This is a genomic window from Nocardia sp. NPDC051750 (genome assembly GCF_044453135.1).
In the GTDB taxonomy this organism is placed as follows: domain Bacteria; phylum Actinomycetota; class Actinomycetes; order Mycobacteriales; family Mycobacteriaceae; genus Nocardia.
On sequence record NZ_JBITCK010000001.1, the window covers coordinates 1,486,825 to 1,501,797 of the forward strand.

Annotated in this window: 17 protein-coding genes; 7 read left to right on the plus strand and 10 right to left on the minus strand. The window is 68.4% G+C overall.

Annotated elements, in window-relative coordinates:
* The first annotated feature begins 109 nt into the window (after window positions 1–109).
* A complete protein-coding gene (locus ACIA75_RS06650; RefSeq protein ID WP_397100596.1) occupies window positions 110–397 on the plus strand; it encodes a hypothetical protein in 288 nt (95 codons plus the stop codon).
* Window positions 398–435: 38 nt separating this feature from the next.
* Here ACIA75_RS06650 and ACIA75_RS06655 read toward each other — a convergent pair whose 3' ends face one another.
* Both ACIA75_RS06655 and ACIA75_RS06660 read right to left on the minus strand, forming a co-directional pair.
* Entirely contained in the window at window positions 436–963 is a 528-nt protein-coding gene (locus ACIA75_RS06655; protein WP_397100598.1) for a hypothetical protein, read from the minus strand.
* A gap of 165 nt (window positions 964–1,128) precedes the next feature.
* Complete coding sequence (locus ACIA75_RS06660; RefSeq protein WP_397100600.1) at window positions 1,129–1,764, minus strand: class I SAM-dependent methyltransferase; 636 nt, start codon at window positions 1,762–1,764, stop codon at window positions 1,129–1,131.
* A gap of 64 nt (window positions 1,765–1,828) precedes the next feature.
* Here ACIA75_RS06660 and ACIA75_RS06665 point away from each other — a divergent pair, with 64 nt between their 5' ends.
* Entirely contained in the window at window positions 1,829–2,260 is a 432-nt protein-coding gene (locus tag ACIA75_RS06665; protein ID WP_397100602.1) for a MerR family transcriptional regulator, read from the plus strand.
* A gap of 360 nt (window positions 2,261–2,620) precedes the next feature.
* Here the strand turns inward: ACIA75_RS06665 and ACIA75_RS06670 are convergent, their stop codons facing one another.
* Window positions 2,621–3,850, minus strand: a complete 1,230-nt coding sequence (locus ACIA75_RS06670) for a cytochrome P450 (protein ID WP_397100604.1) — start codon at window positions 3,848–3,850, stop codon at window positions 2,621–2,623.
* 40 nt (window positions 3,851–3,890) lie between these two features.
* Window positions 3,891–4,124: a ferredoxin gene (locus ACIA75_RS06675; RefSeq protein WP_397100606.1), complete on the minus strand. Its 234-nt coding sequence runs from the start codon at window positions 4,122–4,124 to the stop codon at window positions 3,891–3,893.
* 148 nt (window positions 4,125–4,272) lie between these two features.
* Between ACIA75_RS06675 and ACIA75_RS06680 the strand changes: the two genes are divergently transcribed.
* Both ACIA75_RS06680 and ACIA75_RS06685 read left to right on the plus strand, forming a co-directional pair.
* Window positions 4,273–7,473 carry a BTAD domain-containing putative transcriptional regulator gene (locus tag ACIA75_RS06680; RefSeq protein WP_397100608.1) on the plus strand — a complete coding sequence of 1,067 codons (3,201 nt, stop codon included), beginning with the start codon at window positions 4,273–4,275 and terminating at the stop codon, window positions 7,471–7,473.
* Window positions 7,470–7,718 (plus strand): LppA family lipoprotein, encoded by a 249-nt coding sequence (locus ACIA75_RS06685; RefSeq protein WP_397100610.1) that lies wholly within the window; start codon window positions 7,470–7,472, stop codon window positions 7,716–7,718. Before ACIA75_RS06680 ends, ACIA75_RS06685 begins: the two co-directional genes overlap by 4 nt.
* A gap of 141 nt (window positions 7,719–7,859) precedes the next feature.
* On the opposite strand, the gene ACIA75_RS06690 is transcribed toward ACIA75_RS06685, so the two are convergent.
* Window positions 7,860–8,402, minus strand: coding sequence for a DUF5565 family protein (locus ACIA75_RS06690; protein ID WP_397100612.1), 543 nt, complete (start codon window positions 8,400–8,402; stop codon window positions 7,860–7,862).
* Window positions 8,403–8,625: 223 nt separating this feature from the next.
* Between ACIA75_RS06690 and ACIA75_RS06695 the strand changes: the two genes are divergently transcribed.
* Together ACIA75_RS06695 and ACIA75_RS06700 are read left to right on the plus strand one after the other, a co-directional pair.
* Window positions 8,626–9,210 (plus strand): NADPH-dependent FMN reductase, encoded by a 585-nt coding sequence (locus tag ACIA75_RS06695; RefSeq protein ID WP_397100614.1) that lies wholly within the window; start codon window positions 8,626–8,628, stop codon window positions 9,208–9,210.
* An 8-nt stretch (window positions 9,211–9,218) separates the two neighbouring features.
* Window positions 9,219–10,676 carry a DHA2 family efflux MFS transporter permease subunit gene (locus ACIA75_RS06700; protein WP_397100617.1) on the plus strand — a complete coding sequence of 486 codons (1,458 nt, stop codon included), beginning with the start codon at window positions 9,219–9,221 and terminating at the stop codon, window positions 10,674–10,676.
* A 66-nt stretch (window positions 10,677–10,742) separates the two neighbouring features.
* On the opposite strand, the gene ACIA75_RS06705 is transcribed toward ACIA75_RS06700, so the two are convergent.
* Together ACIA75_RS06705 and ACIA75_RS06710 are read right to left on the minus strand one after the other, a co-directional pair.
* Window positions 10,743–11,135: a Txe/YoeB family addiction module toxin gene (locus ACIA75_RS06705; RefSeq protein ID WP_397101011.1), complete on the minus strand. Its 393-nt coding sequence runs from the start codon at window positions 11,133–11,135 to the stop codon at window positions 10,743–10,745.
* Entirely contained in the window at window positions 11,056–11,634 is a 579-nt protein-coding gene (locus ACIA75_RS06710) for a TetR/AcrR family transcriptional regulator (protein ID WP_397101013.1), read from the minus strand. Before ACIA75_RS06710 ends, ACIA75_RS06705 begins: the two co-directional genes overlap by 80 nt.
* 90 nt (window positions 11,635–11,724) lie before the next feature.
* Here ACIA75_RS06710 and ACIA75_RS06715 point away from each other — a divergent pair, with 90 nt between their 5' ends.
* Window positions 11,725–13,047, plus strand: a complete 1,323-nt coding sequence (locus ACIA75_RS06715; protein WP_397100619.1) for a DUF2236 domain-containing protein — start codon at window positions 11,725–11,727, stop codon at window positions 13,045–13,047.
* A 67-nt stretch (window positions 13,048–13,114) separates the two neighbouring features.
* Here the strand turns inward: ACIA75_RS06715 and ACIA75_RS06720 are convergent, their stop codons facing one another.
* The 3 genes from ACIA75_RS06720 to ACIA75_RS06730 form a co-directional block, all read right to left on the minus strand.
* Entirely contained in the window at window positions 13,115–14,209 is a 1,095-nt protein-coding gene (locus ACIA75_RS06720) for a CapA family protein (RefSeq protein WP_397100621.1), read from the minus strand.
* Between the two features lie 146 nt (window positions 14,210–14,355).
* A complete protein-coding gene (locus tag ACIA75_RS06725; RefSeq protein WP_397100623.1) occupies window positions 14,356–14,556 on the minus strand; it encodes a DUF6186 family protein in 201 nt (66 codons plus the stop codon).
* On the minus strand, window positions 14,553–14,963 hold the full coding sequence (locus tag ACIA75_RS06730) for a hypothetical protein (RefSeq protein ID WP_397100625.1): 411 nt from the start codon (window positions 14,961–14,963) through the stop codon (window positions 14,553–14,555). The genes ACIA75_RS06725 and ACIA75_RS06730 overlap by 4 nt, the downstream gene beginning before the upstream one ends.
* Between the last annotated feature and the right edge of the window lie 10 nt (window positions 14,964–14,973).

Consider the following 14,973-nt stretch of genomic DNA (forward strand, 5'->3'; position numbering starts at 1 on the left):
CGCGGTTTCCGCGTCCGGTGGCGGTATTGCTGTCCTGTCGCGACTTCCGGCTCTATCCTGCAGGAGGATCCGCCGGACGGACACGGGCGCAGGCAGACAAGGGAGCGGTATGGACGTCGAGAAGGCGCGCCGGTTCGCGGCGGAAATATGGGGCCGCCAGGATATGACGGGGTCCGAACGGCTGGCGGCCGTCAAAGCGGACGCGCATGCGCGGGGCAAGGAACCCTTCGACCTCGACCGGCTCGAAGCGCTGTGCGATACCAGCGACGAAGGCCGTACGGACCCGGTGCAGTGGCGCATACGCCGATTCGAGTTGATGTACTACAGCCATCCGGACATGGCGACGATCGAAGACCTGGCCGAACACGTGATGTCGGCGCGGGGCCGGCTGGTGTGAAGCAGGCGGCCCGGGCGCGCGGATCGTCTACTCGCCGGTTACCACCGCAGCATCGGTAGTGGCCGGCGCGGGTGACGCAGTGCGTAGGACCCGATCCGAGTTGCCAGGAACCGGTGGAACCCGGCGTAGGGCAGCTCCGACACCACCCGGGAAACAGTTGTCGCGGACAGCCGGCCACGGATTCGCCCGTAGGACACATCGATACGGTCGGCGCGGCGGAATGTTTCGGCGAGTTCGTCCCGTACCGGCCGGATCCGATGGTGGTCGCGAACCAGCGTGGCAACGGTAGGGGCGTCATCGATATCGAGGCAGTCGCACCATTGCGTGGCCAGCTCGGCGGACGGCTCGAGATAGTCCACCGTTTCCGCGGTCCAGATACCGAGGTCGTGGACGGCCCAGGCCAGGGCCGCGGTATCGGGGATCTCACCGAGCAGGAGGCGCTGATAGTTCAGGCATCGGTAGACGTGGTTGCGGTACATCACTTCCTGTGAACCCAGCGCCGGACGGTAATGGTCGAGCACAACGTCGACGATCGGGTGCGAAACGGTCACCTCGGCAGGGGGCACAAGGGCTCCTGGGACGTGTGGGCAGGGGCGTCCCAGTGTAGTGAGCTGTGCGGCGCGGAGATCCCGATCCGGAAGAGGCCCGGGTCGCACCGGTGTGTACGCGATCTTGTTGTACTTGTCATAGGACGCTGTCGATGGGGGCACCCGGCCATTCGGGGTGTTCCGTCAGCGCTGTGGGGCACCGCTTTCCGGTTTGATCGCCAGAATCTGCACTGTGGTGCTGGGGCCGTGGTGGTACTTCCCTTCGGTGATTTCGCGGTCCACCTCCGCGCAATGCTCCAGCCGCAGGCCGGGGAGATCGCGGCGGAGCTCGGCAGGGGTGGGCAGCGCGTCCGGGTCCGGTGGGCCGCCGACACCGGGACGGTCCAACTGGCGGGGTGTATAGGCCTCGAGGACGAATACGCCGCCGGGGCGCAGGGCGCGCACACAGGCCGCGTGCAATCCCGGGCGCATCGCGGAGGGTGTATGGGCCCAGATGGAGATGATCCCGGCCCATTGTGAGTTGCCGAAGTCGTAGGTGGTGAGGTCGGCGACGACGGTATCGATGGTGACACCGTGCTGGGCCGCGAGCTCCCGGGCGTTCGCCAGGCCCACATCGGAGAGGTCGACGGCGGTGACCTGATGACCCCGGCCCGCCAGGTAGACGGCATTACGTCCTTCGCCTTCGGCCAAGCACAGCACGGGTCCTGCGGGAATCCGCTCGGCGACCGTGCGCAGGTAGTCGTTGGGTTCGGTGCCGTAGGACGCGAACGGTTCGGCGTAGCGCGCGTTCCACAGTTCGGCCGGTGTACGGATTTTCATCTGCCACTCCTCGATCTCGGTCGTCGTCTTGACGACAGGACCCACTGTGCAAGTTAATGTGGACATGAAGTCAAGCCCGTCCGGCGAGACCTACTCGATCGGTGAGATCGCTGGTTACTTCGACCTCGCACCGCATGTGCTCCGGCACTGGGAGTCCGTCGGTCTGCTCACCCCGGCCGCTCGGATCAGTGGCCGGCGCCGCTACACCCGGGCACAACTCGCCCGCGTGGCCATGATCCTGCGCAGCAAACAGATCGGCCTGAGCCTCGCCCGGACCCGCGAGCTCCTCGATGCCTGCGACGGCAGTGGACGCCGCCGCATCCTGCAGTCCCACCTGGACGCACTCGACGAACAAATCGACCGGATCCGGACCTCGCAGCAGTTGATCGCCCACGTACTCACTTGCCGGCACGAGGATTTCACCGAATGCCCGCGATTCCAGGAGGAGGTCGTCGCGGCCGTCACCGGCGATATCACATCCGCTGACGACTCGTAGGTTCGGGACGATCGACGACCTGGCCACGTGATGTCGGTACGGCAGGTGAAGGGGGCCACCGGCGGTTCTCGCCGGGACCCCTCCCGGTGTGTCTCGTTCAGACTGTGGACCATGCTCGACGACAAGCGAATTCTGCTCCTGGGCTATCACCCCGACGAGGGGCGGATGGTGATCGCCCGGAACAATCCGGACAACGCGAAGTATGTCGTTGTCCTCATTCCCGGCATCGGAGCCGGCGTGCATTCGTTGAATCAGCTCACAGCGGCGGCGGAGAACCGGACCACTGTCGTTCCAGCGCGACCCGCTGGTCCGCTACCTTCCGGCGCTGCGCCGCATCGTTCGAGGCGCCGGCTGACCGCCCTACCGGGCCGTTGTCTCGGTCCAGGTGACCGGCAGTTCGTGGACGCCGTAGATGTTCATATCGGTCCGGAGTTTCACGTCGCCGGCGGGGACGGCCAGGGCGAGGGTGGGGAACCGGCTGATCAGGGCGGCGAAACCGGCGCGCATCTCGACGCGGGCTAGCTGCTGGCCCAGGCATTGGTGGACGCCGTGGCCGAAGGACACCAGGCCGCGGGCCTTGCGGTGGATATCGAGGGTGTCGGGGTCGTCGAAACGCTGCGGGTCGTGGTTGGCGGCCAGCAGGGAGACGACGACGGTCGAACCCGCGGGGATGGTTTCGCCGCCGAGTTCGATGTCTTCGGTGGCGTAGCGGTAGAAGATATCGGCGACCGCGAGATAGCGCAGAAGTTCCTCGACGGCATCGGGCACCAGGTCGAGATCGGCGCGCAGTTCGGCCAGCTGGCCTGGATTCTCCAGCAGCGCGAAGGTGCCCAGGGCCAGCATGTTCGCGGTGGTTTCGTGGCCGGCGAGCAGCAGCAGGAAAGAGATGCCGGTCAGTTCCTCGATGCTCAGATCGTCGTCGCGGGCCAGGTCGGACAGGATGTCGTCGCCGGGTTCGGCGCGTTTGCCGGCGGCCAGTTCGGCCAGGTACGTCATCATCGCGCCGTAGGCGGCCATCTTCTCGTCGAGCGGCTGGTCCTTGATCAGGAACTTGGCGGAGTTGGTCTGGAAGATGGCCCGGTCGGCGTAGGGGACGCCGAGCATTTCACAGATCACCAGGGAGGGCAGCGGCAGCGCGAATTCCCGCACCAGATCGACCGGGGGAGTCAACTGGGCCATCGCGTTCAGCTGCTGCTCGGCGACCTCGACGATGTGCTCTTCGAGCTGCTTCATGCGTTTGACGGTGAAAGCGCTGATGAGTTTGCGCCGCAGCCGGGTGTGGTCCGGCGGGTCCATGGCGATGAACAGGCCGGGGATCTGCGGGGACGGCTCGGTCTGGACCGGCATATCGGGGGTCGCGTCCAGCGCGTGGAGAATGCCGATGTCCAGGCGGGAGCTGAACCGGGTATCGGCCAGGACCTGCCGGGCGGCGTCGTAGCCGGTGATGAGCCAGCCTTCGTGGCCGTCGGGGAAGATCAGCGGACTGACGGGACGGGCGGCGCGCAGCTCGGTGATCTCCTGGGGCGGGTCGAAGGGACCGGCGTTGCGTTCGGTGGGAAGGCCGTGCGGAACGGGGACTGTGCGGGACATCGAGTTTCCTTTTCGTTGTGGTTGCCGGGTGGGCGGCGGGCTAGCGGACCGAGACGACGGTGATCGCGCCGGAGGGGCAGTGGTGGACGGCCTCGCGGACGGCCGCTTCCTGGTCGGGAGCGGGTGCGTGGGCGGAGACGATCACTCGGCCGTCGTCGCCGTCCTGGTCGAATACTGCGGGGGCGGTCAGTACGCACATTCCGGCCCCGATGCAGCGTTCCCGGTCCACCCTGAGTTCCGTCAGTGGCTCTCGGCCGTTGCGGTGGCTGTTCATGTGAGTACTGTCGCGGGCCCGGCTGATACCGGCCTGACATCCGCCTGACACGGCCGCTGACAGGGGTTGTACCTGCTCATATGCGGTTGTGACGGGTGCTGTCGAAGGCGGCCCGGCCGCCGCGCCCGGCACACGGCAGAATGGTCCGGTGCAGATCGGGTTGCTTGGACCGCTCGAAATCCGGGCAGAGGACGGCGGATCGGTAGAGATACCGGGTGCCCGGCTGCGGGCGTTGTTGATCGCGCTCGCGCTCGAACCCGGACGCGTGGTGCCGAAAGCGACACTGGTCGACTGGATCTGGGGTGAACAGCCCCCCGCGGACGCGGCGAATGCGCTGCAGGCCCTGGTGTCCCGGCTGCGGCGGGTGCTGCCGGACGGGACACTCGACGGGGAGGCGGGGGGATACCGGCTGGCGGTGGCACCGCGCGCCGTCGACGCCGTTCGCTTCGAACAGCTTCTCGACCGGGCGCGCAGCAGTGCGGGCGCGCAGCGGTCCGGCTTGCTGCGTGAGGCCCTCGATCTGTGGCGTGGGACGCCGATGCAGGGTGTCGAGGTGCGCGACAGCGCGGCTGTCGATGCCGTGATCACCCGGTTCGCGGGGTTGCAGCTCGCCGCGCTGGAGGATTTCTACGAAGCGGAGATCCAGCTCGGCCGGGGCGCGGAGCTGGTGCCCGAGCTGACGGAGTCGGTGGCCCGGAATCCGGTGCGGGAGCGGCTGGTCGCCGCGTTGATGCGCGCACTCGGTGCCGCCGGCCGTGGTTCCGAGGCGCTGACGGTGTATCAGACCGCGCGCGAGACCCTTGCCGACGCGCTGGGCGTGGACCCCTCCCCGGAGCTTTCCGCACTGCATGTCGCGCTGCTGCGCGGCGAGGTGGGGGAGCGGGAGAACGACCGCAAGACCAACCTGCGGGGCGAATTGACCGAATACATCGGCAAGAACGCCGATATCGCCGCCCTGCGTGAGCTCATCGCTAACCATCGGCTCACCACCGTGACCGGACCCGGTGGCTCCGGGAAAACCCGGCTGGCGCTGGAAACCGCGCGGACCCTGCTCGACGACTTCCCGGATGGCGCCTGGCTGGTGGAGCTGGCAGGTGCCGGCGCGGACGGTCACCAGGGCGCCGGGCCCGAAGGACAGGGCAGCGGGGTGACCATCGCCCAGTCGGCGATCGCCGCGCTCGGGCTCCGGGACGCGCTGCTCGGTGGCGCCCCGAACGCGGAACCGGTGGACCGGCTGATCGCGGCGGTCCGCGACCGTGAAACGCTGTTGATCCTGGACAACTGCGAGCATGTGATCGGGTCCGTGGCGGAATTCGCGCACCGGGTGCTGGGGGAGTGCCGGCGGTTGCGGATCCTGGCGACCAGCCGGGAACCGCTCGGTATCACGGGTGAGGCGTTGTGGCAGGTCGAGCCGCTGGCGTTACCCGCCGCGGGCGCGGGCGCCGCCGAGATCGAGTCCTCCCCGGCTGTTCGGCTGTTGCGGGATCGCGCCGGTGCGGTGCGCAAGGAGCTCACCTCCGACACCCGGACCCTGGCGACCATGGCGCGGATCTGCCGGGCGCTCGACGGAATCCCGCTGGCGATCGAACTGGCCGCGGCGCGATTGCGCACCATGTCCCTCGACCAGCTGGCCGGCCGCCTCGACGATCGATTTCGTCTCCTCACCGGCGGCAGCCGGATCGCGCTGCCGCACCACCGGACCTTGCGTGCGGTGGTCGACTGGAGCTGGGAGCTGCTCAGCGACGCCGAGCGGATGGTCCTGCGCCGGCTCGCGGTGTTCTCCGGCGGTGCGAGCCTGGACGCGGCCGAGCAGGTGTGCGCGGATATCGGCGGCACGGACACCGAGACGGTCGCGCAGTGGGACGTACTGGAGCTACTGACCGCGCTGACCGAGAAGTCGTTGCTGATCGTCGCGGGCTCCCCGCAGGGGGAGTTGCGGTATCGGATGCTCGATACGATCCGGCAGTATGCCCGCGACCGGCTCGACGAGTCCGGTGAGTCGGATGCGGCGCGGCGCGCGCATCTCGCCTATTTCACCGGCCTCGCCGCCACCGCGGAACCGCATCTGCGCCGTGCCGACCAACTGGAGTGGCTCGCCGTTCTCGACAGTGAGCACGACAATATCGCTGCCGCCATGCGCGGCGCGCTCGCCGCCGGCGACGGCACCGGGGCTATGCGGCTCGCCGCGGACGCCGGCTGGTACTGGTGGCTCGGCGGGCACAAGGCCGAGGGGCTGGAGTTCGTCACCGCCGTCGCCGACGTGCCCGCCGAGGTGGACGACGGGACCCGGGCCCTCGTGTACGCACTGGTCGTGCATTTCCTGAGTTCCGGCCGCAGTGACGCGAATCAGCTGGGGGAATGGATCCGGAAGGCGTACCGGTTCAGCCGAGGTGCCCGGGGCGGTCATCCGGCGCTGGCGTTCGTCCCCGCACTGGAACGTATGCTGCACGGTCCGGAAGCAATGGCTACCGCCTTCGAGCCGCTGCTCACCGATGCGGACCCCTGGGTCCGTGCCCTGGCGCGGTTGCAGATGGGCAAGATGCGGATCGTTCTGGGCCGGGACGGACCGGACGTGGATGGGTTTCTCGAGGATGCACTGGCCGAGTTCCGGGCCGTCGGCGAGCGGTGGGGGATATCGTTCGCGCTGACCGAGGCGGCGAACCGCTGCGCCACCCGCGGTGAATTCGCCGCTGCCTGCGAACTCTTCGAGCAGGCGGCCGCCGTGGTCACCGAGATCGGGTCGGCCGAGGACATCGTCGCACTGTTGTCGCGGCAGGCGCAGTTGTATTGGCTGGCGGGGGATACCGAGGCGAGCGCGGCCGCGATCGCCGAGGCGCAGCGGTGCGCGGACCGGGTCGCGTGGCCGGTCGCACTGGCCGAACTGGCCCTGGCGAAAGCGGAGCTGGCCCGGTGGCGCGGCGATACCGAGCATGCCTACGAGCAGATCGATATCGCGAGAACCGTACTGGGTAGCGAAGCGGAGACGCCGCAGATGGCCGCGGCGATCCACACTCTGCTCGGTTACCTCGCCGGCGATCTCGACGAGGCCCGCAAGCACCTTGCCGTGGCCTTCCGCGCAGTGGTCGATGCGGGGCATGCGCTACTGGTGGCCCAGGTGGTCGTCGGGATCGCGGATCTGGCGCTGCGCGCGGACCGGAACGCCGAGGCCGCGCGGCTGCTCGCGGTGAGCGCCGCGGTGCACGGGGTGCGCGACCGTTCCCAGCCGGACGCGGCCCGGGTCGAGCGGACGGTACGAGATCGCCTCGGTGCGGCGGACTTCGCCGAGGCGATGCGGGTGGGCGCGGCGGCGGACTGGAAGGAACTGGCCACCGTCACGCTCGCCGGGTGAACCCGCGGCATCATCCCCAGACCCATTCCCGGCACACCGCGACCCTGACCCGCTGCCGCGGACGGCGCCGAACCGCTCCGGAAACCATGCAGGACACCGGGGACCGTCACGACGTATGGTTCAGCAACCCCGACAACGGAACCACACTCGAGGTGGCGACCGATGTCAACTCAGTGATCGCCGCCCAGGTCGGCTGCCGTCTGCCCCGCGCCCTGCTGAACCCGCCGACCGGCCCCACGCCGTGACACGGACCGGCGGGTGCCAGCCACCATCACGCTCGCTCGCTCGCTCGGTCGGCCGTCCGATCCTGACGGGCCGGGCCAGCTCGGCGGAGCTGGCCCGGTGGCGCGGCGATACTGCTTGTCGTCCTTGCGCAAATATCGATGTCAACGTGGGAAATCGCGGGCTTTCAGCTTGGCCATGCGGCCATCGGAGTTGTGCCACACGATGCCCTCCCACGGGTGGGCGTGCAGCCAGGCGGCGAGCCCGTCGAAGTCACGCGGCACATCCGGTCCGAGGATCTCCCGGCCGTGCGGGACAAGGACGTGGCACTGCTGGTGCTCAGGGTTGCCGTTGACGCGCGGACCGACCAGCTCGTAAGTGCCAGGTTCCCAGGATCCTTCGTTGTCGAGTGCCTCGACAAGAAATTTGGCGAAGCTGGACTGCTCGGCCGGTTCCCAACCCATGGTCTTGCCGGTCTCCCCGTCGGTGGTCAGAGCAATGAAGCCGGGCGGCTGAGCTTTGCCCGGTTTGATCTCGCGTCGGGCCCACCAGCGGTCGCCGTCATAGCGGACACAGGTTCCATCGAACTTTCGGGTAGCGACGCCTTCACCGGCGAAAACCCAGAGGCACTCAGGGTTCTTTTCTCGCCTCACGTACTTCGGATTGCCGTCCCAATCCCGGACGAAAAGGGTAGGGATCTTCTCCATCAGCTTTCCTCTTTCGGCAGCTCCTGCGTGAACGGTACAGAACAGCCGACAACAAGGGCTATCGGATTTCCGCGGCTGCCGTTGCCCCGCCGGGCCGCCGGGTCGTCGGTGCCACGGTGCGAAACTTCTCCATCGTAAATCTTGACCTCAACATTAGTTGAGGAAGCAAGGTGATGTGCGGGCGGCCGATCGGGGACGCCGAACGCACCAGGGAGTGAGACCCATGACGACGATATCGACCGGCACCCCCACCATCGCACCACCGTTGCGGCTGGCCGTGGTGATCGGCAGCAGCAGGCAGGGCCGCTTCGCGCCGACCGTGGCCGAATGGTTCCTGAAGCAGGCGAATACGCGAAAAGACCTGACGGTCAGCGTCGTCGACGTGGGCGAACTGGATCTGCCACATACCTTCGGTGCACCGGCACCCGGAGCCGCCGGCACCCGGGCCGCGCTGGCCGAAGCGGACGTTTTCGTGGTCGTCACGCCCGAGTACAACCACAGCTATCCGGCGGCACTGAAGAACCTGATCGATGTCCATGGCCGCGAGTGGCAGGCGAAACCCATCGGTTTCGTCAGCTACGGCGGGATATCGGGGGGTCTGCGGGCGGTCGAACATCTGCGGGGCGTTTTCGCCGAACTCCACGCGGTCACCGTGCGCGACACCGTCAGCTTCCACAATCCGTGGGGGCAACCGGATGCGCTGGGCGGCGCGGAGGCGGAGACGGCCGCGAAAACCCTGTTGGATCAATTGGTCTGGTGGGGCGAGGCGCTCCGCGCGGCGCGCGCCGCCCGCCCCTACGGGCAGTGAGAGTCACCATGCGACAGAGTGTGACGGCGCCCGAATCCGGTGCCCGGCCGGAGCCGGCCACCCGTAACCCGATGACGGTCGCCCTCGTCCTGGTGGTCGGCTCGATCATGGCCACCCTCGACCAGACCATCGTGAATGTCGCGATCAACCGGCTCTCCGCCGAGTTCGCGGCGCCGCTGGCCACTATCCAGTGGGTGTCGACCGGATACGCGCTCGCGGTCGCCGGGGTGGTCCCCGTCGCCGCGTGGGCAATGGGCCGGTTCGGGGCGAAACGCCTGTACCTGGCGGCCGTGACGATTTTCTCGATCGGTTCGCTGCTGGCCGGTGCGGCCTGGAACATCGAGTCGCTGATCGCCTTCCGGGTGCTCCAGGGTTTCGGCGGCGGACTGCTCATGCCGGTGGGGATGACCGTCCTGCTGCGCGCGGCGAGCCCGGAGCGGCTGGGTCGCGCCATGAGCACCATGGGGCTGGCGATCCTCGTCGGCCCGCTCGCGGGCCCGGTCCTCGGCGGCTATCTGATCGACGAGATGTCCTGGCGCTGGATGTTCTTCGTGAACGTTCCCGTCGCTGTCGTGGTGCTGCTCCTTGCCGTCCGGGTCTTCCCGGCCGACGAATCACAACCACGGCGGCGTATCGACACGGTCGGGCTGGCGTTGATGTCGCCCGGCCTGGCGCTGCTGATCTATGGAGTCACCGCGGCGGGCGAACACGGTGGACTGCCGTTCGGTCAGGTCGTGCTGCCGCTGCTGCTCGGTGCGGTTCTGGTCGCGGTGTTCGTGCACCGCGGCTTCACCGTCCCGCAGCCGCTGTTGGACCTGCGGATTCTCCGTCGCCGCGAGGTCGGGGCGGCATCCGCCCTGCTCGGCCTGTTCGCGGCCGGCTATTTCGGCGCGATGCTGCTGCAGCCGCTGTACTTCCAGGTGGTGCGTGGTGAATCCGCGCTGGTGGCCGGGGCGCTCGGGATCCCGTTCGCGCTGGCCTCCGGAATAACGATGCAGGTTGCGGGCCGGCTCATCGACCGGTTCCCGCCGGGCCGCTACCTGCCCGTCTCGATCACGGTCGGAATCGTGGGTTTCCTGCTCTTCCGCGCCCAGTTGGACACCGACGCCTCGTACTGGGGCCTGTGCGCGGCGATGCTGCTGATGGGCGCCGGCGGTGGCGGCACCATGATGCCCGCCATCACCACCGCGACCCGCGCACTGACGCCCGAGCAGCAAGCGGGCGGCAGCACCACGGTGAATCTGATCAGTACCACGGCCATGGCGGTCGGGACCGCCGTCGTCGCGGTGGTGCTGTCCGTCCTGCTGCCGATCTCCGGCGGTCTGCAGGCGCTGCACGGTCTCGGCCCCGCCGAGCACGCCGCCCTGGCACCCGCCCTGGCGGAGGCCTTCCGGGACGCCTACCTGATCGCACCGATCCTGATGGCCCTCGCCGTGATACCCGCCCTGCTGCTACCGCGCCGGTGACGCCGGTCCGGCCGAGCCCGGGAGAATTCCCAGGGCTCGGCCGCCGGGTCCTCCCGGGCCGGGTATTCAGCTTTCGCAGTGTGAACCGACCTGTACCACAACGATTTCGGTGTCTGTGACCAAGCAGATCAATCGGTGTTCCTGGGTGATTCTTCGCGACCAGTGCCCGGCGAGCTGGTGCCGTAGCGGTTCCGGTTTGCCGATACCCGCGAATGGATCGCGCAGGGCCGCGTCGATCATCTTGTTCGCGCCTTTCAGCACGGACCGGTCGGTGGCGAGCCAACTCGTATACGACTTCCAGCCTTGCGCCGTGATTCCGGGGGCGGCGCCGGGCGCTCGCGCCGGATTCGGGCAAGTGGACAGGTGTATCCTGACGGATCTACCGAATCCTTTGCAGGAGTTCGGTGTTGAGTCGTCGTACCAGGGCGCGCAGGCGTTCGTGCGAGGCGTCCTCGGGATCGCTGAGTCGTAGTTGCAGCAGTTCGCGGCCGGACGCGTGGAGAACCCGCGCGGTGTATTCCGGGTCCTCCAGTTCGGGGTTGACCCGGAGTAGCTGCTGGATGAAGAACTCGCGGACCACGGCCTCGGACCGGCCGAGGCGTTCGTAGAGCGCCGGTGGCGCGCCCTGCGGCGGGAACAGGAACAGCCGCCAAGTCGCCGGGCGCGCGTCGACCGCGTGCAGCAGGCTGTCGAACGCGCGCAGGACGGGGTTGCGCTCCGGATTATCGTCGCCGCCCGCGGAAACGGCATCGGCGAACTGGGCGGCCGCGCGTTCCGCTTCGCGGTCGATCAATGCGACGAAGAGGCCGGACAGATCGCCGAACTGCTGATACAGGAGTGAGCGATTGACACCGGCCGAGTCGGCGATGCGGTGCGGTGTGGCGGCATGAAAGCCCTCGGCGTCGATGATCGCGTGCGCGACATCGAGGATCTGCCCGCGCCGTGCTTCCGCGGGCATCCGTCGCCGGCGTTGCGAATCCATACTTGACAGCTTAACTAACAGTCCGTGAGTATTAACTCACACACTGTTAGTTATTTGGAGGGCGCGATGCCTACGTACTATCCGGGGCTTGCGCAGCGTGTGCGCAGTCAGCGCGAGCTACAGCCCGGCCTCTACGGTGACCTCGACCTCGACAAGCAGCCGTACCGTCTCGCGACCGGACCGGACGATCCGTCGTCCCTGCCGAGCTGGGCCGCCGACCGGACGGCGATCCTGGCCGACGACCGCATCGTCGAACTGATGTCGACGGCGACCATGCTCGGCGATATCGTCGCCGACCCGTTCGCGGCCCTCTCCGCCGAGCACAGCGTGACCAGCCTGGTCACCATGGTTCGCCGAGCCTGCCGGGAAGGCCTGGAAGCGGTGCCCGACACGCCACCGGAGCTGGTGGCGTTCATCTCCGCGATGGAGGACGCACCCGACTGGCTCGATGCGGATCTCGTCCGGCGCGGCGCCCGGGAAGCGCGCATCCCCGCCGCCCTGCTGGCGCCCTTCGTGACCCGCGGCGCGTTCATCGCCACCTTCACCAATACCTATGCCGCGCTGCCGATGGCACTGACCGGAGCGCTGTCCGGCCGGCGCGCGGCCCGCCGCGTCAACGAAACGGCCTCTTTCTTCGCGGTCACCACGCTGCCCGGAGCGCTCGATCGGCACGGTCCGGGGTTCGAGGCGGCGGCCATGGTGCGGCTGATGCATTCGATGGTCCGCTACAACGCACTGAAGCGGTCCGACCGGTGGGATCCCGATATCTACGGTGTGCCGGTACCGCAGGTCGATCAGATGCCGGCCGGCATGATCGACCTCTATCTCCTCGCGCTCCGCGTCCGCGGACAGGGCCGCACCGAATTCACCGAGGGGGAGCGCGCCCAGGTGGAATTCAGTCGTTACCGATGCTTCCTGCTCGGGCTACCCGAGGAATTACTGCCGACCACGCCCCAGGCGATCATCGACGTATTCCATGCCCGCGGCGCCCTCCTGCGGGCCGGCTTCGACGATGCCACCTGCGGCGAGCTGATCCGGTCGACGATGGCGGCCTACCTCCGGCCGCGCGACACCCGGTTCGACCGAATCGCCGACGCGGTCGAGCGGAGCTACAGCAGGGCGGGCTTCGTCATAGCGTTCTGCCGCGGCAGCCGGCGGGTCGCCCGGGGAATGGGGGTCACGCTCGGCCCGGCCGATTACGCGCGGATCGCCGTGACCGCCCCGTTCATCCTCGGACGGCTGCTGCTCGCGACCGGCGCAAGCCGTATCCCGATTCTCGAACCGGCCGTCGACCGCTATCTGACCAGGCTCGTCGAGCGCCGGCTGGCGGACTACGGCAGCCCCGAGTTCGTCAGCGACGCCCGCACCTACACCCCGATCGCGGCCTGACCGCACCTCCGGCAGGCCCAGGATATTCGCGACCGAGGTAGTGAGACTGCGGGCCGGTGCCCGGGCGTTACCGATGGGCGGTCAGCAGGCCGTCGGGACCGATGGAGATCCGCGTGCCGAATCGGCGGCTGATCTCGCCGAGCATGCTTCGTAGCCATTGGGTATCGGCAGGCCCGGCCCGATCGAGTTGTATGTGCCGGATACGCAACGGCAGCATGCGCACGGCGGCGGGTCCGCCGGGATCGAGGGTGACGAGGTACAGCAGCCGCAGCTCCGGCCGGTAGGACTCGTGGCCGCCGATACCCTCGTAGTCGTCGACGACATCGCCGCAGCCGTACAGGATGGGTCTGCCGCGGTAGATTTCGATCGGGCGGGGGTGGTGCGCGGAATGGCCGTGCACGATATCGATACCGGCGTCGATCAGCCGGTGGGCGAACTGCCGCTCGCTCAGGCCGGTGCCGTACCCCCAGTTGGGTCCCCAGTGGACCGACACGATGGTGACGTCACCGCTGCGGGACCAGTGCGAGAACAGGTCGGCCACCTCATCCGCGTGGTGGGCGGAGGGGTGATGGATCAGCCAGATTCCCGGGCGATCGCTGCCCGCGGCCCAGCCTGCGGGAACGCCGCTGGACAGGGTCGATATCGACGCGATCAGTACCCGGTGCCCATCCGGGGCCGGTACTGTCGCCGGTTGCTGTGCGGCAGCGAGGTTCGCGCCCGCACCGACGGCGCGGATATTCGCACCGGACAGCGCGTCGAGAGTGTCGTCCAGTCCGCCGATACCGAAATCGAGAGAATGGTTGTTGCTCAGAGCGCAGGCGTCGGGACGGACTGCGGCCAGCGCCGGGAGATTGCCGGGGTGCATCCGATAGTGGACCCCTTTGCCGTCTGCGAAACTGCCGTCCGCGGTGATGGCGGTTTCCAGGTTGACCAGGCGCACGCCGGGTGCGAGTTCATCGAGGATGGGGAGCACCTCGCCCCAGGGGCGGGCGAAACCGTAGGGTCGTGGAATCGGCCCGTTGGCCTGCTCGGCCAGTTCGACGTAGCGCCGGGCATCCCGGACGCATGGCTCCTGTAATCGCGGGTGCCCGGATCGTGGCAGCAACTGATCGACGCCACGGCCGAGCATGACGTCACCGCCCAGCAGGACCGTGACCGTCATGGCCGCGCCGGTTCCGGCGACATCGGTTCACCCGTACCTACCGGCCCGGCCCGGCGACCGAGCACCGTTCATACAAAAACGCTACCACCGGGTCGCGGACCGGATCGAGCGCTGACCAGCGCCTCGAGCGGGGTCGCGGCGCACGGTCATCGGGCCAGGAAATGCCAGCCCAGCCAGGCCCACACCAGGACGGTGAGTACTCGCGCCATGCGGGATCGCCGCAGCAGATCAAGGGTTTCACCGAGAGTTGTGAACCGTTGTGGATGGCGGCGGGCCGTGAGCTCGGCCAGTACCGCCGCGAGCGCGAGGGCCGCGAACCCGAGGAGAACGAGTGTCCGGTCGGTCATCGCAGCACCCGCCACCCGATGGCCGTCCATATCAACCAGCCCGCCCAGCGGCCCGGGCCCTGGTCGAGCGCCGGGTCCAGCAGCGTGGACAAGGTGGGGTGGGACGGATCCGGTACGTCCCAGGACTCTTGCCGCGACAGGGCGAACAGCTCCCAGACCGTAACCGCCAGTAGCAGGGACGACCACAGCAGCAAGCCGTTACGCAAGCGTGGACCCACCGAGATCGGTTCGGCCGGCCCGCGGACCGCCTGCACGAGCAGGACACCGGCGATGCCGGCGATCAAAGCCGTTGCTGCCCAATCGAACGGCCGGGTGCGGGCACCGAGCGTGGCGATGACGAGCCCGGCTCCCACCCACAGTGCCGGCCGCAGGAAACGACCGGCCGGCCGGCTCGATTCGGCTGCCATGATCCGCAGC